At 65.6% G+C, this 18957-nt stretch carries 20 protein-coding genes; 4 read left to right on the forward strand and 16 right to left on the reverse strand.

The window, feature by feature from the left end:
* Positions 1-176 precede the first annotated feature (176 nt).
* A complete protein-coding gene (locus tag CCX87_RS02885; protein ID WP_198314758.1) occupies positions 177-1106 on the reverse strand; it encodes a DMT family transporter in 930 nt (309 codons plus the stop codon).
* Positions 1103-1702: a LysE family translocator gene (locus tag CCX87_RS02890; RefSeq protein WP_087743581.1), complete on the reverse strand. Its 600-nt coding sequence runs from the start codon at positions 1700-1702 to the stop codon at positions 1103-1105. Before CCX87_RS02890 ends, CCX87_RS02885 begins: the two co-directional genes overlap by 4 nt.
* A gap of 137 nt (positions 1703-1839) precedes the next feature.
* Between CCX87_RS02890 and CCX87_RS02895 the strand changes: the two genes are divergently transcribed.
* Entirely contained in the window at positions 1840-3300 is a 1461-nt protein-coding gene (locus CCX87_RS02895; protein ID WP_087743583.1) for an aminotransferase-like domain-containing protein, read from the forward strand.
* 35 nt (positions 3301-3335) lie between these two features.
* Here CCX87_RS02895 and CCX87_RS02900 read toward each other — a convergent pair whose 3' ends face one another.
* The 13 genes from CCX87_RS02900 to flgB all read right to left on the reverse strand — a co-directional run bounded on the left by CCX87_RS02900 (position 3336) and on the right by flgB (position 16335).
* Positions 3336-4574 carry an HDOD domain-containing protein gene (locus CCX87_RS02900; RefSeq protein ID WP_087743585.1) on the reverse strand — a complete coding sequence of 413 codons (1239 nt, stop codon included), beginning with the start codon at positions 4572-4574 and terminating at the stop codon, positions 3336-3338.
* 75 nt (positions 4575-4649) lie between these two features.
* Positions 4650-5873, reverse strand: coding sequence for a flagellar hook-associated protein FlgL (gene flgL / locus CCX87_RS02905; protein ID WP_087743587.1), 1224 nt, complete (start codon positions 5871-5873; stop codon positions 4650-4652).
* 20 nt (positions 5874-5893) lie between these two features.
* Positions 5894-7876 carry a flagellar hook-associated protein FlgK gene (flgK, locus tag CCX87_RS02910; protein ID WP_087743589.1) on the reverse strand — a complete coding sequence of 661 codons (1983 nt, stop codon included), beginning with the start codon at positions 7874-7876 and terminating at the stop codon, positions 5894-5896.
* Between the two features lie 25 nt (positions 7877-7901).
* A complete protein-coding gene (flgJ, locus tag CCX87_RS02915) occupies positions 7902-8798 on the reverse strand; it encodes a flagellar assembly peptidoglycan hydrolase FlgJ (RefSeq protein WP_087743590.1) in 897 nt (298 codons plus the stop codon).
* A 54-nt stretch (positions 8799-8852) separates the two neighbouring features.
* Positions 8853-10004 carry a flagellar basal body P-ring protein FlgI gene (locus CCX87_RS02920; protein ID WP_198314759.1) on the reverse strand — a complete coding sequence of 384 codons (1152 nt, stop codon included), beginning with the start codon at positions 10002-10004 and terminating at the stop codon, positions 8853-8855.
* A 197-nt stretch (positions 10005-10201) separates the two neighbouring features.
* Entirely contained in the window at positions 10202-11185 is a 984-nt protein-coding gene (locus CCX87_RS02925) for a hypothetical protein (RefSeq protein WP_087743592.1), read from the reverse strand.
* 8 nt (positions 11186-11193) lie between these two features.
* Positions 11194-11889, reverse strand: coding sequence for a flagellar basal body L-ring protein FlgH (locus CCX87_RS02930; protein WP_087743594.1), 696 nt, complete (start codon positions 11887-11889; stop codon positions 11194-11196).
* Positions 11890-11912: 23 nt separating this feature from the next.
* Positions 11913-12686 carry a flagellar basal-body rod protein FlgG gene (flgG, locus tag CCX87_RS02935; RefSeq protein WP_087743596.1) on the reverse strand — a complete coding sequence of 258 codons (774 nt, stop codon included), beginning with the start codon at positions 12684-12686 and terminating at the stop codon, positions 11913-11915.
* 31 nt (positions 12687-12717) lie between these two features.
* The gene (flgF, locus tag CCX87_RS02940) at positions 12718-13458 is read right to left on the reverse strand and encodes a flagellar basal-body rod protein FlgF (RefSeq protein ID WP_087743598.1); all 741 of its coding nucleotides are present in this window, start codon (positions 13456-13458) and stop codon (positions 12718-12720) included.
* A 33-nt stretch (positions 13459-13491) separates the two neighbouring features.
* Positions 13492-14736 carry a flagellar hook protein FlgE gene (flgE, locus tag CCX87_RS02945; RefSeq protein WP_087743599.1) on the reverse strand — a complete coding sequence of 415 codons (1245 nt, stop codon included), beginning with the start codon at positions 14734-14736 and terminating at the stop codon, positions 13492-13494.
* A gap of 27 nt (positions 14737-14763) precedes the next feature.
* Positions 14764-15438 carry a flagellar hook assembly protein FlgD gene (locus tag CCX87_RS02950; protein ID WP_087743600.1) on the reverse strand — a complete coding sequence of 225 codons (675 nt, stop codon included), beginning with the start codon at positions 15436-15438 and terminating at the stop codon, positions 14764-14766.
* 18 nt (positions 15439-15456) lie between these two features.
* A complete protein-coding gene (gene flgC, locus CCX87_RS02955) occupies positions 15457-15861 on the reverse strand; it encodes a flagellar basal body rod protein FlgC (protein ID WP_087743602.1) in 405 nt (134 codons plus the stop codon).
* Positions 15862-15891: 30 nt separating this feature from the next.
* Positions 15892-16335 carry a flagellar basal body rod protein FlgB gene (gene flgB, locus CCX87_RS02960; RefSeq protein WP_087743604.1) on the reverse strand — a complete coding sequence of 148 codons (444 nt, stop codon included), beginning with the start codon at positions 16333-16335 and terminating at the stop codon, positions 15892-15894.
* Between the two features lie 264 nt (positions 16336-16599).
* Here flgB and flgA point away from each other — a divergent pair, with 264 nt between their 5' ends.
* The 3 genes from flgA to CCX87_RS02975 all read left to right on the forward strand — a co-directional run bounded on the left by flgA (position 16600) and on the right by CCX87_RS02975 (position 18174).
* Positions 16600-17352 (forward strand): flagellar basal body P-ring formation chaperone FlgA, encoded by a 753-nt coding sequence (gene flgA, locus CCX87_RS02965; protein WP_087743606.1) that lies wholly within the window; start codon positions 16600-16602, stop codon positions 17350-17352.
* A 93-nt stretch (positions 17353-17445) separates the two neighbouring features.
* On the forward strand, positions 17446-17763 hold the full coding sequence (gene flgM / locus CCX87_RS02970; RefSeq protein ID WP_087743609.1) for a flagellar biosynthesis anti-sigma factor FlgM: 318 nt from the start codon (positions 17446-17448) through the stop codon (positions 17761-17763).
* A 42-nt stretch (positions 17764-17805) separates the two neighbouring features.
* The gene (locus tag CCX87_RS02975) at positions 17806-18174 is read left to right on the forward strand and encodes a hypothetical protein (RefSeq protein WP_087743611.1); all 369 of its coding nucleotides are present in this window, start codon (positions 17806-17808) and stop codon (positions 18172-18174) included.
* A gap of 66 nt (positions 18175-18240) precedes the next feature.
* On the opposite strand, the gene CCX87_RS02980 is transcribed toward CCX87_RS02975, so the two are convergent.
* Entirely contained in the window at positions 18241-18957 is a 717-nt protein-coding gene (locus tag CCX87_RS02980; protein WP_087748145.1) for an RNA polymerase sigma factor FliA, read from the reverse strand.

An 18957-nucleotide genomic window follows, 5' to 3' on the forward strand; every position in this document is an offset into this window, starting at 1 on the left:
AGTCATCTCCAGTGGGCGCCCGGCAGGGGCGCGCTTGTCATCCGATAAAAAGTGCCGCTGTGCGGCGGTGCAGGAGCCTGCGGGTGGGCGATGGGCTCGCACTTTAACCCGCCGGGTCCGCCCTGTGCGCAGCGCCATTCGCCATGTGGCCGTGGGTGTGTGGCGGGGTGTCATCATCATCCCGGACGGGGCGGTGCGCGCACCGGCATGCGGCGGCCCAGCAATACGGTGGCCATCACGGCCAGGCCAAAGCCCACGCTCGCCGCGTCCAGGCCCTCGCCCAGCAGGGGCACGGCAAACAGCATGCCCAGAAAGGGTTGCACCAGTTGCACCTGGCTCACGCGCACCGTGCCGCCCAGCGCCAGGCCCCGGTACCAGGCAAAGAAGCCCAGCCACATCGAAAACACCGACACATAGGCAAAGCCAGCCCAGGCCTGCGCGGGCAGGGGCACGGCGGGCCACGACAGCGCCGCCAGCGGCACCGTGACCGGCAGCGAGATCACCAGCGCCCAGCAGATCACGAACTCGGCCCGCATGTGCTGCGACAGCCGCGCGCCAAAGCCATAGCCCACGGCCGCGCACAGCATGGCGCCCAGCAGCAGTACATCGGCCGGGTGCAGCGCCAGCCCGGCACTGCCCGAATGCAGCACGGCAAAAGTCACCACCAGACCCGTGCCCAGCACCGCGCAGGCCCAGAAGGCTGGCGACGGGCGCTGGCGGTGCAGCAGCGCTCCCACGGCTGCGGTGGCCAGCGGCAGCACGCCCACGATTACGCTGGCGTGCACGGCGCTGACGTGGCGCATCGCCACCGACGTCAGCAGCGGAAAGCCAAACACCACACCGAGCGCTGTCAGCACCAGTGGCCGGGCGTCGGAGCGCTGCGGCAGCGGTGCCCGCAGGGCCAGCAGCAGCGCCCCCGACAGCAGCCCGGCCAGGGCCGCGCGCCCCATGGCGATGAACAGGCCCGACATCAGCGGGGCATCGGGCGTGCCCACGGCCAGGCGGGTCATGGGCAGGGTCAGGGCAAAAATGGTGACGCCGAGCAGGCCCAGGGCCAGCCCGCGGGCCTCGTGCGGGCTGGCAGTGGGCAGGCGCGGCGCGGTCATGTGCGCACCATCCATGCGGCCGTGACGACCAGCACGCAGCCCATGGCACGGTTGAACCACAGCAGGCGCCGGCCGTGCGCCAGCCAGTGGCGCAGCAGCGCGCCCACCGCGGCATACACAAAATTGCTGCACAGCGCAAACAGGGCCATCACCGGCAGCACCACGGCCAGGCGCTGCAGGCTGTCTTCGCGCCCGATGATCCAGCCCGCCACGATGGTCAGCGACAGCAGCCAGGCCTTGATGTTCACGAACTGCAGCGCCGCCCCTTGCCAGAAACCCACGTCCATGCGGGCGGCGTCGGCCTCGCCGAGCTGGCCGCTCTGGCTGAGCTTCCAGGCCAGCCACACCAGATAGGCAATGCCCACGGCCTTGATGCCCCAGCGCAGCGCGGGCACCGCCAGCACCGCAGCCCCCAGGCCGCCCGCGCACAGCAGCAGCAGCGCGCTCCAGCCCACGGGCACGGCGCAGACAAAACGCATCGCGTGGCGCAACCCGCGGTTGGCCGCCAGCGCGGTGGACAGCGTGGTGTTGGGGCCGGGGCTGAAGCTCATGGCAGTGGCCAGTGCCAGCAGGGCAGTGAATTCAACAGGTGGCATGGCGCTGAAAAGAAAAAGGTAGGCTGTTACTGTAGAGGCAATTGCAATACAGTGCCGGTACAGTTAATCTGACAATCACGCCATCTGTAGTGGTGATTGTTTCAGCACAGTCGGCATTTCTGCACAAGGCCCTTCCCATGCTTACCCGTTCCAGCAGCCACACACTGACCGAACAGTTGGCCGAGCGTTTTGCCGAGCGCATCCGCTCGCGGCTGCTGCCTGCGGGCACACGCCTGCCGTCGGTGCGCGAATGCGCGCGCCAGCAGGGCGTGAGCCCCTACACCGTGGTGGCGGCCTACGACCAGTTGCAGGCCCAGGGCTTGGTGGAGGCGCGCAGTCAACGTGGTTTCTTTGTACGCGATTTTGTGCAAAATGGGGCGCAAGCGCAGGAGGGGCAAGCGCAATCAGCTATACAAAATATAGCAAATGTAGCGCTCAGGACGGCCACGGGCACCGCGCCTTTGCCATCGGGGTCGCGCATCAACGCCACGGCGCTGATCCGGGGCATGTTCCACCAGGCATCCACCCATCCGCAGCCGGGCGCCGGCGTGTTTCCGTCGGATTGGCTGGAGGCGGGGTTCATGGCGGCAGCGGTGCGCAAGGTGACCGGCAGCCGCGCGCTGCAAGACGGCTCGCTGCAGTATGGCGACCCCATGGGCGACCCCGGCCTGCGCCAGGTGCTGGCGCGCAAGCTGGCGGGCTTGGGCATTCCCGCGCGGGCCGGTCAGATCATGACCACGGTGGGCGCCACGCACGCGCTCGACATCGTCAGCCGCACCCTGCTGCGGCCCGGCGACCCTGTCATGGTGGAGGAGCCCGGCTGGTCGGTGGAGTTTGCGCGCCTTGATGCCCTGGGCATGCGCATCCTGCCCGTGCCGCGCCACGCCGATGGCCCCGATCTGGCCGTGATGGCGCGCTATTGCGAGGCCCACGCCCCCAAGTTGTTCGTCAGCGTGAGCGTGTTCCACAACCCCACGGGTTATTGCCTGTCGCCCGGCAGTGCGCACCAGGTGCTGCAGCTGGCACAGCAGCACAACTTTCATGTGGTGGAAGACGACACCTACAGCCACATCGCGCCCGAGCACGCCACGCGGCTCACGGTGCTCGACGGCCTGCGGCGCACCATTTACGTGAGCGGTTTCGCCAAGATCCTGGCGCCCAACTGGCGCGTGGGCTACCTGGCGGCGCCGCCCGATCTGGTGGAGCGCCTGCTTGACACCAAGCTGCTGTCCACCCTGACGACGCCGTCCATCCTGGAAAAGGCGCTGGCTCTGTGCATCGACCAAGGGCAGTTGCGCCGCCATGCCGCGCGCATGCGCCTGCGCCTGGCCCAGGCACGCGCACGCAGCGTGCAGCTGGCGCTGGACGCCGGCTGCAGCTTTGCGGCCGAGCCGGCGGGGCTGTTTGGCTGGGTGGAGACGGGTGTGGACACTGACGTGCTGGCCCAGCGCATGCTGGACGAGGGCTACCTGCTGGCGCCCGGGGCGTTGTTCCACGCCAGCCGGCAACCCTGCACGCTGATGCGCATCAACTTCACCACCACGCAGGACGCGGCCTTCTGGCGCGTGTTCCAGCGGGTGGTGGCGCAGAGCCGGTAGCCACGGTGCGCTGCACTGCAACGGGCCGCGCAGGTTCAGGCGGCGGCGGGGCGTTCCACTTCCAGATCGGCCAGCACCCGCAATAGCGCGCGGTTGACTTCCTCCAGATCCATTTCATGGGTTTCGCACAGCTTGCGGATCACGCTGGCGTCGTCCGACTCCAGTGCGCGGGCCATCTGCAGGCCCGAGGCATAGGGGCCGGTGCCCAGCACGTCGGCGTCATAGATGCGCTCGGACAGCGGGATGCGGCGCAGGATGGTGCCCAGGGATTCGCCCATGACATCGTCCAGCTGCGACAGCAGCCCGCACAGGTAGATTTCGCGGCGCAGGTCGTTTTCCACACCGGCATCCAGCAGATGCGTCATGAGCTGCGCCCGCATCACCATGGCCTCGCGCACGGGCCGCAGGTTCAGGTTGGTGCTGGCGTGGGGCAGCTGATCGGACAGCCAGCGCTTGATGGAGCCATAGCCCATCATCACCAGCCCCCGGCGCAACGAATCGATGCCCGTGCGCAGGCCCAGCGCCGCCGAGTTGGTGTAGACCATGAAGCGGTAGGCCAAGAGCGGGTCTTCGCCCAGGATTTCTTCGAAGGTTTCCAGCGACTGCTCGGCGTCAATCGCCTTCATCAGCTTCACGATGACTGCGTGCGAGGGCTGTGGCGACTGGTGCCGCTGGCCGTAAAGCACGTCTTCCACCGGCCAGCCGGCCAGGGCTAGGGCGTTTTGCTGATCGAGGCAATGCTCCATGAGCGCGCGGCTGGCGATGTTTTCATACATCTGGCCGGCCAGCACTGGGCTTTTGCTGCGGGTTGCGGGGGCCGGGTCACCGGGGCGGGCGGGGGTGGTTTGCAGTGCGGCCACGGCGTCTTCGGGGCGCAGCGTCAGCAGGCTGTTGTCAAAGCAGCGCGCCACCTCGGGCTCGGGCAGGCGGGCCATGTCGCCACGCCATACCAGCTTGAGGCCGCGCTGGTGCGCTGCCTTCACGCGGCTGAAGATGGCGGTGTCCGACAGCCAGTCGCCCCGCACCTCGATCCACGGGGCGCCGCGCGGCGCTTCATCCAGCAGCGTGCACAGAAGCTGGCGCGTTTGCGCAGACAGCAGCAAAGGCGGCGAGCTGGCAGACCACAGCTCTTGCACCGTGCGCAGCAGGTGGGCGGCATCCACCACCGCGGCGGCCTCGTTCTGGGCGTAAAGCCGGATGCCCGCGAGTTTGCGGGCCCGGTTCCACAAAGGGCGGTAGCCAAGAATCAGGCTGCCGAGGACGGATTGGACCATGGGCGGTGAAGCGATAAGACAGCGGGGCCGGATCCTGGCGACGGGGTGGACCCCCATCGCGCGAGCAGGTCGTCCTTAACTGATGAAGTTGAACAGGGACAGCTTCTGAACCTGGGCATAGGACTTGAGGGCAGCCTCGTATCCCACCTGCTGGTTCTGGAAGTCCGAAATGCCCTGGATCATATCGAGATCCTCGGCGCGCGAGCGGTCGTCTTCGAGCTGCACGGCGCGGGTGTCCAGGTCGCTTTCAATGCGGTCGGCGCGATTAAGCAGATCGCCCGCCAGGCCGCGCGACGCCTGCAGCCGGTTCATGGCGGCATCGATTTCGTTCAACCCCCGGGCGATGCCGTGCGTCAGGATGCCCGCGTTGGTGCTGCCGTCGGGGTTGTGTGCATCGCGGATGGCGCCAATGGCGTTTTCCAGCACGGCGAACACATTCGAGGGCTGGCTGGGTTTCACGTCAAAGCTGTCGCCAGCAACGGGGGCGCCGGTGAGCTTCAGCGACATGCCGTCGAAAGCGACGGTGGCGGGTGTGGTGTAGGGCTGGCCCGAGAGCACGGTGGCCGATGTCGTGGTGTTTGTGACATCGTAGGTGGTCACGCCACCCACCACCGAGAACGTGATGCGGTAGTCGTTGCCGGTCAGTGCCGAAGGATTGGTCACCTGCCCCACATCGGCCCAGACATTGCCCGTGTTGGCGGCGCTGCGCGCCACCTCGAACACCCCATTGCCCGTGGGCACGCTCATCCAGGCGGCATCGCCATCGAGCACCTTGGCAATCTGCGTGTTGCCGCTGGCGTGCTGCCCCGGCAGGCCGGCAAAGTTGACCGTGGTGGCCGTGCCGGTAAAGGGCGCCTCGGCGCTGCCCAGCGCCTGGAACAGGGGCTGGCCGTTGGCGTCCTGGCGGTTGGCGTAGCCCAGGATCTGGTCGCGCAGGCCCACGAGCTGCTGCACGATGGCGTCGCGCTCGGTCTGGGTGTACGTGCCGTTTCCGGCGCTCACCACCAGTTCGCGAAAGGCCTGCATGGCGTCTCCTGCCTGGCCCAGGGCGGATTCCGCCAGGGCCATGGTGTTGCGCTGCATGTCCAGCGCGCGCAGGTCGGCTTCGTTGCGCGCCAGCCGTGTCTGGGCGCGCTCGGCCTGCGCGGCGGCCACCGGGTCGTCGCTGGCGCGCACCACGCGCTTGCCCGAGGTCAGGTTCTCCTGCAGGTTGGACAGCGACGTCTGGCGCTGGCCAATGTTGCGCAGGGCGTTGTCGTACTGGTTGGCGGTGCTCACCCGGTATAGAGAGTTGCTCATGACGGACTCCGTTCAGACCTTCAGCGGCCCAGCCCCTGGATCAGGGTGTCAAAGATATTCTGCGCGATCTGGATCAACTTGGCCGAGGCCTGGTAGGCCTGCTGGTACTGGATCAGCCGTGCCGCTTCCTCGTCCAGGTTGACGCCCGAGACGGCCGTGCGGTCGCGCTCCAGATTGGCCGCGATGGAGGAGGACAGCTCGGCCGCAAACTGCGCGCTTTGCGTGCGCGTGCCCACCTGCGCCATGGCGCTGGCAAAGCCATCGGACAGCGTGGCGCCGTCGAACATCGGCACGTCGCGCAGGGCCATCAGTGCGCTGGCGTTGCCGGTGTCGCGTTGGTACCAGTCGCCGTATTGGGGATCGGTGGCGTTGCCTACTGTGACGGTGTCGTTGTCCTTGGGCGAACCGCTGAGCGTGATTTCCCAGCCGTCGATGGAAATTTTTTCGCCGGAAACATAGTTGCCGGAAACAATGGTTGGGGGCGCACCGGGAAGCGATGCTGAATATGTGGCAGGCGATCCTGCTTGGAAGGTAATCGTTACAGGACTTCCCGTTGCAGGTTGCGTGATCGGGCCGGTTGCCTTCAGCGAAACCAACTGAAGCGAACCCATATTCGCTGGTCCCATGGCCGCATTGACCGGATTGGCCGCCGCCAAATTCACTGGCGAGTACTGCACCGCCTTCAGTTCCGCTGCAGAACCCTGCAGTGGGTTGATCATGAACTGGTCGCCAGCGACTGGAGCGTTGGGTGGGGCTGTCGGGACGACGCTTAACCCCTGCGTCGAGAAAAAATCTGCCATCGTCGTCGTGTTCGGCGGAGATGGAGTCGAGTCGTCGAAGCTGAAAACCTTGCCGTCCGATTGGCGTGTGATCGAACCTGTGTCGGCGGTCGTGAAGCTGATGGTGTAGCTCGATGCCTGCAGCGCCGTGGGGTCCGTCACCGTCAACGCCATAGTGGTGGCAGCTGTCGAGGTGTTGAAGTTGCTGCGCACCGCATTGCCCAGGCTGATCGGCGCGAACAGGTTTTCCCCTGGCTTGCCATCCAGCGTCAGCCCCAGCTTGTTCTGCGAATTCATGGTTTCGCTGATAGCCACCGCCATGCGCCCCAGCAGATTGCGCCCCTCGGCCAGGTCGTTGTTCTGAAAGCGCAGCAAGCCTGCCACCTGGCCGCCGCCGAGCATGCTTTCGTTGAGTTCCACCTTGGTGCTGGAGCCCGGCTGCTGGAAGTTCAGCACCTTCTTGCCGCTGCCCGCGCCAAAGTCGGCCGGGTCGTCGATCGACAGCGTGGCTGCCTTGCTGCCCAGCACCAGCGGCTGGCTGCCGGCCACGAACACGCTCACGGTGCCGTCATCGGCGGCCACTTGCGAGGTCTGGATGTGCTGGTTGAGCTCGCGGATCAGCTGGTCGCGCTGGTCTAGCAGGTCGTTGGCGGGCTGGCCGTTGCCCTGGGCGCGGGCAATTTGCTCGTTCACGCCGGCAATGTTCTTGGCCAGGCTGTTGACCGTGAGCATGCTGCCTTTGAGCTGCTCGGCCACGGTGTAGCCGATTTCGTCCAGGCGCTGCGAGGCATCGCGCATGCGCGCCGCCGTTTCGTCCATGCGCGTCAGGGCCACGCTGCGCGCGGTGAGGTCGGTGGGGGCGCTCACCACATCCGAAAGCGCGTTCATCATGTCGTTGATCGAGGCACCGATGCCGCTGGTGCCGCCGCTGAAAACCTCCTGCAGCTGGCGCAGTCGGTCCATGCGCGCCGTGTCGCCTGCATCCACCGCAGAGGCCGCCGTGGCCTGGCGCGTGAGCAGTTCGCTGTGGTTGCGCTGGATGGTCTGCACATCCACGCCCTTGCCGATGTAGCCACCCCCGGTGAACTGGCCCTGCACGGTCTGCAGCACCACGGTCTGGCGCGAGTAGCCGGGCGTGCTGACGTTGGCAATGTTGTGGCCTGCGGTCTGCAGGGCCACCTGGTTGGCCTGCAGGGCGCGGGCGCCGACGTTGAGCAGACTCATGGCTTACCTCGGTTCTTCTCGTCCATCACGCCTGGGCACGTTGCACGCGCAGCGCACTGTTGATGGCTCCGCTGAGCTTTCTGGCGTATTCGGGGTCAGTGGCGTAACCGGCCTTCTGCAGTTCTGCCGCATAGGCCACGGCCGAGCCGGTCCGGGCGGTGGCCTGGGCTTTTTCGTAGCGCGGGCTGTCGGTGATCAGGCGGGCGTAGTCGCGAAACGAGTCTTCGTACGAGTCGTAGGCGCGGAACCTTGCGGTCACCTTCTGGGCCTTGCCGTTGATGTATTCGGTGGTGGTGATCTCGGCCACCTTGCCGGTCCAGCCCTTGCCGGCCTTGATGCCGAACAGGTTGAACGAGTTGGAGCCGTCCTTGTGTTTGATCTCGCTCTTGCCCCAGCCGGTTTCGTGCCCCGCCTGGCCCAGCATGAAGCTGGCCGGAATGCCGCTGTCTTGCGCCACGCGCTCGGCGGTGGCGCTGAGCGACTGCACGAAGCCGTCGCGCCCCTTGGGCACCGGGCCCGTGGCCACGGGGGCTGCGCCGCGCGAGGTCACGCCGGGCAGGCTGAGAGTGGACGGCACGGAGATGCTGGTGTCGGCACCGCCCATCTGGCGCGAAAGCTGGCGCGCAATGGCTTCCGACAGCCCGCCGGGCACGCCCGACATGTTGACCGACAGCTGCTGGTCCAGCAGGTCGGTGCCCAGGTTGCCCTGGGCGCCGTCCATCAGGCCGGATTTCATGGTGGCTTCGCGCATGCTCTTGATCAGCTCGCGCATGAACAGCGATTCAAACTGTTTGGCGGCTTCCTTGGCGGCCTGGGGGCTGTTTTGCCCGGCCTCGTATTTCAGGGCGTTGAGCGATCGTGCATCGGCCGCCAGCGCATTGGAGGCACTGGAGGTTGTGGAAGTGGGCAGGGTCAGGGCCATGGTCGCTTCACTCCTTGTGCAGGTCCCGCTGGGCGCTGGTTGGGCAAGCCATGGTCAGATCACTTCCAGCTCGGCGTTCAGGGCGCCGGCCGCCTTGATGGCCTGCAAGATGGCCAGCAGGTCCTGCGGCGTCGCGCCCAGGGAGTTCAGGGCCTTAACCACATCGGCCAGCTGGGGCGAGGCCGGCATCTGGATGATGTTGCCTGCCTCCTTGTTGATGGTGATGTCGCTCTTTTGCGCCACGACGGTCACGCCCTGCGACAGGGGGTTGGGCTGGCTGATGACGGGCGTGGAACTGATGGTGATCGACAGGTTGCCGTGCGCGATGGCACAGGGGCCCAGGGTGACCGACTGGTTGAGCACCACCGATCCTGTGCGGGCATTGATGACCACCTTGGCCGCGGGGGTGGAGTCGGGCAGATGCAGTTCTTCCAGCTCTGCGATGAAGTTCACGCGTTTGCCCGGGTCTTGCGGTGCGGTCACCTGTACCGTGCGCCCGTCCAGGGCCGTGGCCGTGCCCTGGCCTTGGCGGGCATTGATGGCTTGCGCCACCTTGCGCGCGGTCTGGAAATCCACGGCATTCAGGCCCAGGGTGATGGTGTCGCCATCGTGCAGCGGCGTAGGCACGGAGCGCTCGACCTGCGCGCCCTGCGGGATGCGCCCCGCGCTTAGATGGTTGATCTGCACCTTGCTGCCACCGGCCGATGCGCCGGCGCCGCCCACAATCACGTTGCCCTGCGCCAGCGCGTAAATTTCGCCGTCCGCGCCCCGCAGCGGCGCGGCGATCAGCGTGCCGCCCTTGAGGGACTTGGCGTTGCCGATGGACGAGACGTTGATGTCGATCAGCTGCCCCGGCTGCGCAAAGGCCGGCAACTGGGCTGTGATGACCACGGTGGCCACGTTCTTGAGTTGCGGCGCGGTGGCGCCCGGTGGCAGGCTGATGCCCATCTGCTGCAAATAGTTGGCCATCGCCTGGGCCGTGAACGGCATCTGCGTGGACTGGTCGCCCGTGCCATCGAGCCCCACCACCAGGCCATAGCCCGAAAGCTGGTTGCTGCGCACGCCCTGCACCGCCGCCACCTCCTTGAGACGCAAGGCATGGGCTGGCGCCGCCAGCCCCGTGGCAAACAGGGCTAGCGCCAGCCACAGCGCGCGTGTCTGCAGCCATGCAAAGCGAGGGAGGTGCAAGGTCTTCATGACACCCATTGTGGCGTGCCATCCGGCGGGCAAAGAGGGGAAAAGAGCGTGCTTCTGCCGCCTTATTACCGGTGTTCGCCCCCTGGCTTTCCCGTGCTGCAGTATCCGCAAAAATATGATTCAAATATGGCTCTAGCGCTTTTCTGTAAAGCGCTGATAGCTATCATTTTTGATTTAGAATGGGCGGGGCGATTTGTTTTGAAGCGCTACCTGCGGACCCTGGCCGCCTTGGTCTCGGTCTGGGCCGGCTTGCGTATGCAGTAGTAATAGCCATTGGGCACGCTGGCAATGTGGTTGGCGCGCACCTTGTCCGCCTGTGCCTGGGTGGTGTCATACAGGCCCGACTGGATGTGGTACACGCCCGTGGGCCGCAGCGCCACGCCGCCGCCATAAAACCCCGATGCTTCGGCTGCTTCCAGCTCGCTCGCCGTGGGCAGGGCCGCGTCCTGCGACTGGCAGTAGCGCTGCGCCGCCTCGCGGGACACCAGTTGATCGGCATGCCCCGGCGCGGCCATCAGCCATTCCCGCGCGGCCAGCGGGTTCTGGTGCTGTGAAAAACGCGTGCCCTGGAAGTAATCGAAGATATCGCGCGCCAGCGCATCCGCCAGCGTGGGCGCGGGTGCCGTTACGGTAAAGCTTTGCGATGCGCCACTGCCCAGCTTGACCAGCGTGGCGGTGGCCTGCACCAGCGCACCCTCCAGCGGGGTGTAGGTGATGTAGGCCACCAGTGCCACCCGGCTGGCCTTGGCCCTGAGGGCGCCCAGCGCTTTGGCGTCGGCCGCAGAGGCGCGCTGCAATTCCTCGGGCGTGATGCCGGCAAACTCAAAGCGCAGCTTGGGCGCGCGGGTGTTGATGCGCCGCGCCTGCCGGTCGAGTTCGCCAATCAGCTGGGTGTTGAGCGTGCGCCCCAGCTGGGCCAGCGCCGTACGCTCGTGGTGGGCCTGCAGGCTGTCCACGGCCTGCAGGGCGGCAAGCACCGTGGCCGGATCGCCCTTGCCGGCATGCAGGTCTGCAAACACCTTGCGATCGTGCTCGTAATCGCCCATATCGGAGGCGCGCACCACCGGGATGTTGGGCCAGACCAGAAAGGGCTGCTCCACCGGATCGCGGAAATCGGCCGCGCCCGCCAGGCCGCAGCACAGCACCAGGGCCAGGGCAGCAACTGGTTGCCAGAAGCGTTGCAAGGGCATGGGGGTGATTAAAACGGCGTGACCGTGTTGAACGCCCGCGCCAGCCAGCCCATGGCCTGCGCCTCGGCCTGCTCGCCCAGACCGCGCGAGATCACGCGCACATTAGCAACGTATTGGGATTCGATGATGCTGCCGGGCTGCAGACGGCGCGGATCGACGATGCCCGAAAAGCGCAGCACATCCACACTGCGGTTCACGCCCACCTGCTTTTCGCCCGCGATGACCAGGTGCCCGTTGGGCAACACGTCGGAGACGATGGCGGTGATGTTGCTCTTGAACTCGTTCTTGCTGGCAGTGTTGCCGCTGCCGTTGAAGTTGTTCGCGTAGTCCGCGCCCACGCTCGAGCGCGCGGCCAGTTTGCCCGCTGTGGTGGCTGCCAGCAGCGGCAGCGCGGTGATGCCGCCGCTGGCGTCGGCGGCGCGGTTGACGTTGGACTTGGTGTCCTGCTTGGCGTCGATTTCTTCCTTGATCGTGATCGTCACCATGTCGCCGATCAGGCGTGCGCGCTGGTCCTCAAAAGCGGGCCGAAAGCTGGCGGCGTGAAACAGGCTGCCGGTGGCGGGGCCCGCAGGCCGGGGCAGGGTTGCCACGGGGGGGGGCGTGGTGGACAGCACGTCCACGGGCGGTGGCGGGTTGATGCCGGCGCAACCCGTGGCGAGCACGGCGAGAGCGATGCAACCGAGTTGGCGCACAAGGGTGTTCATGGCGGTTCTCCTCGCAGGATGCTTCACAGTTGCGACAGCTTGGCCAGCATCTGGTCCGAAGTCTGGATGGCCTTGGAGTTCATCTCGTAGGCACGCTGGGTCTGGATCATGCTGACCAGCTCTTCCACCACGTTGACGTTGGAGTTTTCCAGAAACTTGTGCCGGATTTCCCCGAGCGCGTTGGTCAGCGGATTGCCCACTTCCGGCGCTCCAGAGGCCACGGTTTCGCGGAACAGGTTGTTGCCCATCGGCTCCATGCCGGCCGGGTTGGCGAAGTTGGCCAGTTGCAGCTGCGGGCCGTTGGTGGTGACGCCGGCCCGTGTGATCGAGACCTGGCCACTGCGGCTGATGTCCACCGTGTCGCCCGTCTGCACCGTGATTTGCGGCACCAGCTCATGTCCTTCGGGCGTCACCACGACGCCTGTGGAGCTCAGCGTGAAGTTGCCTGCCCGGGTATAGGCGGTTGTGCCATCGGGCAACTGGACCTGGAAGAAGCCCTGGCCATTGATGGCCATGTCCAGCGCATTGCCGGTGCTCTGCAAGCCACCTTGCAGGAAATTGCGCGACACAGAACCCACATTCACGCCCAGCCCCAGGTGCAAGCCTGTGGGCAGTTCGGCGTTTTCGTTGGCTTGCGATCCCACCTGGCGCTGGTTTTGGTACATCAGGTCTTCGAACACGGCGAAATTGCGCTTGAAACCGGTGGTCGAGACGTTGGCCAGGTTGTGCGAGATGACGTCCAGCTGGGTTTGCTGGGCGGTCATGCCGGTCTTGGCGATCCACAGTGAATTCATCATGGTGGTTTTCCTTTGGTTTCTGGTGCGGCGCTTAGCCGTTGAGGCTCAGCAGCTGGCTGGCGCTCTTGTCGTTGGTTTCGGCGGTCTGCAGCAGCTTCATCTGCTGTTCGAACTGGCGTGCTGCGGCGATCATGCCGACCATGCTTTCGACGGCGTTCACGTTGGAGCCTTCCAGCGCGCCGGGTTGCATGCGGGCGTTGGGGTCGGCGGGCAGGGCGTCGCCGGCTGCGGCACGGAACATGCCGTCATCGCCGCGCCGCACCGGGTTGTCGGCCGTGGCCGTGGCCAGCTTGAGGCGGCCCACCGGCGTCGGGGGCTCATTGCCCGTCCTGGCGGTGACCGTGCCATCTGTGCCCAGCGAAATGGTGGCGTTGGGCGGAATGTCGATGGGCGCGCCGCCGTCCGACAGCACGGGCAGACCGGCCGGTGTGACCAGTTGGCCGGTGTTGGAGACTTCGAAACGGCCCGCGCGGGTGTAGGCCTCGGTGCCATCGAGCCCTTGTACGGCAAACCAGGCATTGCCCACGGCCATGGCGTCCAGGTTGCGTCCCGTGGTCTGGGCCGGCCCGGTCTTGTCCGAGTGGCCGGCGGTGGCTTCGAGCGCGAACACGCGCGTCGTCGAGCCTTCGCCCTGGACGGGCACCGAACGGAAGGTGGACAGCTCTGCGCGAAAGCCCTGCGTGGACGCATTGGCCAGGTTGTTGGCCAGCACCGCCTGCCGGTGCGCGGCGGCGTTGGCGCCCGTCATGGAGGTGTAGATGATGTGGTCCATTGCAGTGCTCCGGGTTCAGTGGTACTGCGTGGGTCAGCGCAGGTTCACCAGGGTGGACATCACCTGGTCTTGCGTCTTGATCGTCTGGGCGTTGGCCTGGTAGGCGCGCTGGGCGGTCATCATGTTGACCAGCTCGGCCGTCAGGTCGACGTTGGAGTCTTCGAGCGCACCCGAACGCAGCGCGCCAAAGTTGCCGTCACCCGGCTTGCCCAGCACGGCCGCGCCGGAGTCAAACGATTCCACCCAGTTGTTTCCGCCCACGGCCAGCAGGCCCTGCGGGTTGCGGAAGTTGGCCAGCGCCACCTGCGCCTCGGCACGGGTCACGCCATTGGAGTAGGCGGCCATGACCATGCCGTTGTTGGCGATGCTGATGCTCGTGAGGTCGCCCGAGGCATAGCCGTCTTGCGAGAGGTCGGCCACGGCGAATTCGCTGCCGAGCTGGGTGACGGTCGAGAGATCAATGGTCACATCCCACGGCGCGGGTGGATTGTTGGGGTTGACCGCGGACGGATCGACGTTCACCGTCAGGGGTGAGGGTGTGGAACTGACGTACTTGCCATTGCCGTCAAAGGTGATGGTGCCCCGGGGGGCAGCAGTGGTGTCGAGCGTGTCATACACATTCCACTGGTTGGCGTCGGCCTTTTGAAAATAGATGCTGACTGGCACAGGCACGCCTTGTGTGTCATACACGTTGATGGAGGTGCCGTAGGTGGAACGATCCGCAGGGGCGACGGCGGCAACGGCTGGCGGGCCTACTTTTGCAGGGTTGCCAGTAGCGCGTGCGTCCAGGTTGAGCACCGCAGTGATGCCGGCGGTGGCTTTAGCCTCGATGGGTGCGCCCGTCGGGAAACTTAGCGGTTGCGCCTCGGAGGTGCTGAGCCCCGTAGCAGGATCGATCTTGAAGCCCATCACCTGCGCACCACCGGTGGTAACCAGATCACCCGTCTTGTCTATTTTGAAGTTGCCGGCGCGCGTGTAGGCGGCCGAGCCATCGGGCTGCTGCACCTTGAAAAAGCCGTTGCCGTTGATCGCCACATCGAGGTTGTTGCCCGACACGGTGACATTGCCCTGTGAGAACTGCTGGGCCACGGTGGCCGCTTCCACGCCAATGCCGTAGTCGCCGCCGCCGCCGGAGCCCATGGAGGATGCCACCAGGTCTGCGAATTCAGTGCGCGAGGATTTGAAACCGGTGGTGCTGGCGTTGGCAATGTTGTGGCCAATGACGTCCAGGTTTTTGCTGGCAGCGTTCAGTCCCGAGAGGGCGTGTTGGAAAGCCATGGTGTGTGCTCCTGATGAATCTTGAAATTACAGAATGGCTTTGATGCCTGCCTGGGTGGTCGTGCCGCCGCGCGACAGCTGCAGTTGCAGGCTGCCGCTGTCCATGCTCACGGCAGTGACCTTGTCCATCATCAATGCTGTGGATGCCACGTTGGTCTCGCCATTGGCTGCCAGCACCTTGAAGCGCGGTGCACTGTCGCCCTGGTAGGCGGATGCGTCCCAGGCAAAGTTGAAGCGGCCCGCGGGCAGTGCGCCCATGTCGACCGTGCCCACCTCTTTGCCGGCGGCGTCGAGCACCTGGATCTTCACGCTGGCGGCTGATCCGGCGAGGTCGAAGGCGCCGGTGGCCTGGCCGCTCTCGCTGTCCACGGACAGGGTGTCGCCTTGTGCCAGCACCTGGCGACCCACCATGGCGCTGCCCTGGAGCATCTGCTGGGCCGAAAACTGGTTGACCAGTCCGGCGACGGTGTCGTTGAGCTGCTGGATGCCGGTCACCGTGTTGATCTGCGCAATTTGCGAAGTCATCTGCGCGTTGTCCATCGGGTTCATGGGGTCCTGGTTGTTGAGCTGGGCCACCAGAAGTTTCAGAAACCGATCCTGGGCGGCTGCGGGGTCGGTTGCGGCGTCGGTGGGGGTCGCCGTGGTGCCCAAGGCCGAAGAGCCCGACGTGGCGGAGGTGGCGGAGGTGGTGCTGGTGATCATGGTGGCTTGTCCTGAAAATTACTGGCCCATCTGCAGGGTCTTGAGCAGTAGCGACTTGGCCGTGTTCATCACCTCGACGTTGTTCTGGTAAGAGCGCGAGGCGGAAATCATGTTCACCATTTCCTCCACGGCGTTGACGTTGGAATGGGTCACGTAACCCTGCGCATCGGCGGACGGGTGGCCCGGGTCGTGGATGCGCCGCCCCGGCGTGGTGGTTTCGTTGATGGCGCTCACGCGCACCCCGGCAGAGCTGTCTGCACCCATGGGCGTGGTCTGGAAAACCACCTGGCGCGCCTTGTAGGCCTGGCCGTCCGGCCCCGCCACGGCATCCACGTTGGCCAGGTTGCTGGCCACGACGTTGAGGCGCTGCGACTGCGCGCTGATGGCGCTGCCCGACACATTGAAGATGGAGAACATGGACATGGTGGTTTCCCTTTTGCTGCGCGGCCGGGCTTATTGCCCCTGGATGGCGCTGAGCATGGTCTTGGACTGCCCGTTGATGAAGCGCAGCGTGGCCTCGTAACGCACGGCGTTGTCCACGAAGTTGGCGCGCTCGCGGTCGAGGTCCACAGTGTTGTTGTCCAGGCTGGGCTGGGTTTGCAGCGCGTACCCCAGCGTGCTTTGCGAGCCGATGCCGGTGGTTGATGCGGGCAGCGGAATGTGGCGTGGGTCGGTGGCGCCCGCAGCGCCGGCGCCACCACTGGCCAGCCGGGCTGCGCCCGTGCCGGTGGAAGAACCGGTGGCCTCGCGCATGGCCTGGGCAAAGTTGACGTCGCGGGCCACGTACCCGGGTGTGTCGGCGTTGGCAATGTTGCTGGCGATGGCGCGCTGGCGCTCGGCACGCAGCAACAGTGCGTTGCCGTGAAAGTCCAGCCGGTCGGTCATCTTGTCAAGCATGTGTGCCTCACACTCAGGGTTGCAGTGGCGCCGGGTCCTGAAGAGGGTTTTCGGCGTGGATTGATTATGGAAATCGCCGGCTTTTTCTAAAGCCCGAAGAACGCGGGCATTGGCGCGCAGTTTCCGGGTTCATCTGGCGCGGGTCTGCCTATAGTTGCAGCGGTGAAATGGTCTGCCCAGTGGCTGGCAGTCCATGCGCCCGCCCCGGAGATCGCCATGTCGTCCCTTATCCCCCTGCCCCCCCTTGTCTCGTTGCACCGCTTGATGCGGGCTTGCCTGCCACCACCGCTGCGGCGCAGCTTGCTGTGCACGACCCTGGTGCTGGCGGGTTTGGGGGCAGCTCTGTGCGGCGGCCCCGCCCGGGCGCAGGCAGCGGCGGATCCGGCTGTCGATCTGGCGCCGCTCACGCAGCGCTGGCTGGACGATGCGCTGGCGCGCAACCAGCCTGGCGGCTTGCCCTTGCGCATGGAAGTCAGCGTGGGCCAGCTCGATAGCCGGCTGCGCCTGGCGCCCTGCGCCCGTGTGGAGCCCTACTTGCCGGCGGGCTCACGCCTTTGGGGGCGCACGCGCCTGGGGCTGCGCTGTGTGGAAGGGGCCGCAGCCTGGAATGTTTTTCTGCCGGTGAGCATCAAGGCCTTTGGCCCGGCCTGGGTGCTCAACAGCAATGTGGCGTCCGGAGCCGAGCTGACTGCGGCAGATGCCAGCGAAGCCGAGGTGGACTGGGCTGCTGAAGCCGCGCCCGTTCTGGCCAACCCCGACCAATGGGTCGGGCAGGTGGCGTCCCGCCAGTTGATGGCGGGGCAAGCGGTGCGCCAGTCCATGGTGCGGGCGCCCAGCGTCTTCCGAGCGGGTGCGCAGGTGCGGGTGGTGGCCCAAGGCCCGGGTTATGCGGTGACCTCATCGGGCCAGGCCATGTCGAACGGAGCCGTGGGACAGACTGTCCGCGTCCGCATGGGTAATGGGCGGTTAGTCTCAGGCATTGTGAATGATGACGGGACGATCAATGCATCTCTTTGATGTGTCTTTGGCCAGAAATGGCTAAAGTCTCACTCAAATGGGTCGAAAACATTGCTACTGTGCCCCACATCAAGCGGGGTGGTGGAGAGAGCGATGAAAATTGGTCAAAAACCGGAACTCCCGGGCGCACTAGCGCAGACAGGGCTGTCCAAACAAGCAAAAGCCCCAGCCGTGGCAGAAGAGTCGGCAAAAAGCGCGGTTTCCGCGTCGGCCGCTGGCGTGCCTGTAACGGTTTCCACGAGCGCTCGAACCCTTGCACAAACTGCGCGAAGCGTGGGAGATTTTGACGCGGGCCGGGTCAAGGCTGTGAAAGCTGCCATCGATCAAGGCACCTTCACCGTGGATGCCGAGGCCATTGCCGACAAAATGCTGTCCAACGCCCAGGAAATTTTCTCCCGCTCCCGCGGCTAACCCGTTTTTCATCCTTAGCGCTTTCACCCGCACACAGGCACCATGCAGCTGGAAGACGCACTCTCCGCAGTTGAAAAACATCTGGATGGCGTTTCTGCAGCGCTGTTGGCTGCAGACCCGCAAGCGCTGGAGTTGGGCAGCGCCCAACTGCGCAACGCATCCGCGCAGCTTTCACAGGTCATGGCGCAGATTCAACGGCAGGGTGCCCTGCCTGCCGCCATGCAAAAGCGTCTGCAGGCCGTCGGCGCCATGCTGGCTGTCCAGCGTGAAAGCCTGGCCCGTCTGGCGGCCATTACCGACAGGCAAGTCGCAGGATTGTTGCCTCCCGCAGATGCGGCTGCCACCTATGGCCGCGCGATGGGGGGGCGCAACGCGGGAAGCGTGGCCCGTATTTACCGGTCTGCCAGCTGAAAAGTCGCACAAAAAGTGCATGCGGCGCAATGAGCGCCACAACCCCTTCCATCGAAATTCCAGCGCTCAGTGGCTGCGCATTTTGGCGCGAAGACGGGCAATCGACTGGCTGTGCAGCTGGCACACCCGTGATTCCGTGACACCCAGCACCGCCGCAATTTCTTTCAGGTTCATGTCATGCTCGTAATACATGCCCATGATGTGCTGTTCGCGCTCGGGCAGGCTCTGGATGGCCTGGACCAGGGAAGAACGAAGGCGGTGGTCGCGCAATAGTTCGAGAGGGTCGGCGTCGCTGTCGGCCGCGTGGCGGTCCAGAAAGCCATCCTCGTCATCATTGCCGTGGGTCATGTCTTCCAGATACACCAACTGGGTGCCGCGCACCTTGCCGAGCAGGCTCTGGTATTCGGCCAGGGCCATGCCCATGTCGGCGGCAATTTCCGACTCCAGGGGGCTGCGGCCCAGTTTCTGTTCCAGCCGCCGTACAGCGTGCTCGATGTCTTTCTGGCTTTTGCGGGAGCTGCGGGACATCCAGTCGCCCTCGCGCAGCTCGTCCAGCATGGCGCCGCGGATGCGCTGGGTGGCAAAGGTTTCGAACTGTGCTCCTTGGGTGGCCTCGTAGCGCGAAAGCGCCTCCGCCAGGCCCATCATCCCCACCTGGATTAGGTCGTCCACCTCCACATTGGGAGGCAGCTTGGCAATCATGTGGTGAGCGATTCGTCGAACCAGCGGTATGTGCTGGCGAATCAGCGCATCACGGTCGAGCTGGCCTTTGGCGGTATACAT

Source organism: Acidovorax sp. T1 (genome assembly GCF_002176815.1).
GTDB lineage: Bacteria > Pseudomonadota > Gammaproteobacteria > Burkholderiales > Burkholderiaceae_C > Acidovorax.

What these genes read in the sequence shown, in the direction of transcription:
- CCX87_RS02930 (WP_087743594.1), bottom strand. Translation starts at nt 11,889, where the DNA reads ATGAACACCCTTGTGCGCCAACTCGGTTGCATCGCTCTCGCCGTGCTC.
- CCX87_RS02895 (WP_087743583.1), top strand. Translation starts at nt 1,840, where the DNA reads ATGCTTACCCGTTCCAGCAGCCACACACTGACCGAACAGTTGGCCGAG.
- CCX87_RS02900 (WP_087743585.1), bottom strand. Translation starts at nt 4,574, where the DNA reads ATGGTCCAATCCGTCCTCGGCAGCCTGATTCTTGGCTACCGCCCTTTG.
- flgB (WP_087743604.1), bottom strand. Translation starts at nt 16,335, where the DNA reads ATGCTTGACAAGATGACCGACCGGCTGGACTTTCACGGCAACGCACTG.
- CCX87_RS02975 (WP_087743611.1), top strand. Translation starts at nt 17,806, where the DNA reads ATGCAGCTGGAAGACGCACTCTCCGCAGTTGAAAAACATCTGGATGGC.
- CCX87_RS02980 (WP_087748145.1), bottom strand. Translation starts at nt 18,957, where the DNA reads ATGTATACCGCCAAAGGCCAGCTCGACCGTGATGCGCTGATTCGCCAG.
- CCX87_RS02885 (WP_198314758.1), bottom strand. Translation starts at nt 1,106, where the DNA reads ATGACCGCGCCGCGCCTGCCCACTGCCAGCCCGCACGAGGCCCGCGGG.
- CCX87_RS02950 (WP_087743600.1), bottom strand. Translation starts at nt 15,438, where the DNA reads ATGATCACCAGCACCACCTCCGCCACCTCCGCCACGTCGGGCTCTTCG.
- flgG (WP_087743596.1), bottom strand. Translation starts at nt 12,686, where the DNA reads ATGATGAATTCACTGTGGATCGCCAAGACCGGCATGACCGCCCAGCAA.
- flgK (WP_087743589.1), bottom strand. Translation starts at nt 7,876, where the DNA reads ATGAGTCTGCTCAACGTCGGCGCCCGCGCCCTGCAGGCCAACCAGGTG.
- flgA (WP_087743606.1), top strand. Translation starts at nt 16,600, where the DNA reads ATGCGGGCTTGCCTGCCACCACCGCTGCGGCGCAGCTTGCTGTGCACG.
- flgE (WP_087743599.1), bottom strand. Translation starts at nt 14,736, where the DNA reads ATGGCTTTCCAACACGCCCTCTCGGGACTGAACGCTGCCAGCAAAAAC.
- flgC (WP_087743602.1), bottom strand. Translation starts at nt 15,861, where the DNA reads ATGTCCATGTTCTCCATCTTCAATGTGTCGGGCAGCGCCATCAGCGCG.
- flgM (WP_087743609.1), top strand. Translation starts at nt 17,446, where the DNA reads ATGAAAATTGGTCAAAAACCGGAACTCCCGGGCGCACTAGCGCAGACA.
- CCX87_RS02920 (WP_198314759.1), bottom strand. Translation starts at nt 10,004, where the DNA reads ATGGGTGTCATGAAGACCTTGCACCTCCCTCGCTTTGCATGGCTGCAG.
- CCX87_RS02925 (WP_087743592.1), bottom strand. Translation starts at nt 11,185, where the DNA reads ATGCCCTTGCAACGCTTCTGGCAACCAGTTGCTGCCCTGGCCCTGGTG.
- flgF (WP_087743598.1), bottom strand. Translation starts at nt 13,458, where the DNA reads ATGGACCACATCATCTACACCTCCATGACGGGCGCCAACGCCGCCGCG.
- flgJ (WP_087743590.1), bottom strand. Translation starts at nt 8,798, where the DNA reads ATGGCCCTGACCCTGCCCACTTCCACAACCTCCAGTGCCTCCAATGCG.
- flgL (WP_087743587.1), bottom strand. Translation starts at nt 5,873, where the DNA reads ATGAGCAACTCTCTATACCGGGTGAGCACCGCCAACCAGTACGACAAC.
- CCX87_RS02890 (WP_087743581.1), bottom strand. Translation starts at nt 1,702, where the DNA reads ATGCCACCTGTTGAATTCACTGCCCTGCTGGCACTGGCCACTGCCATG.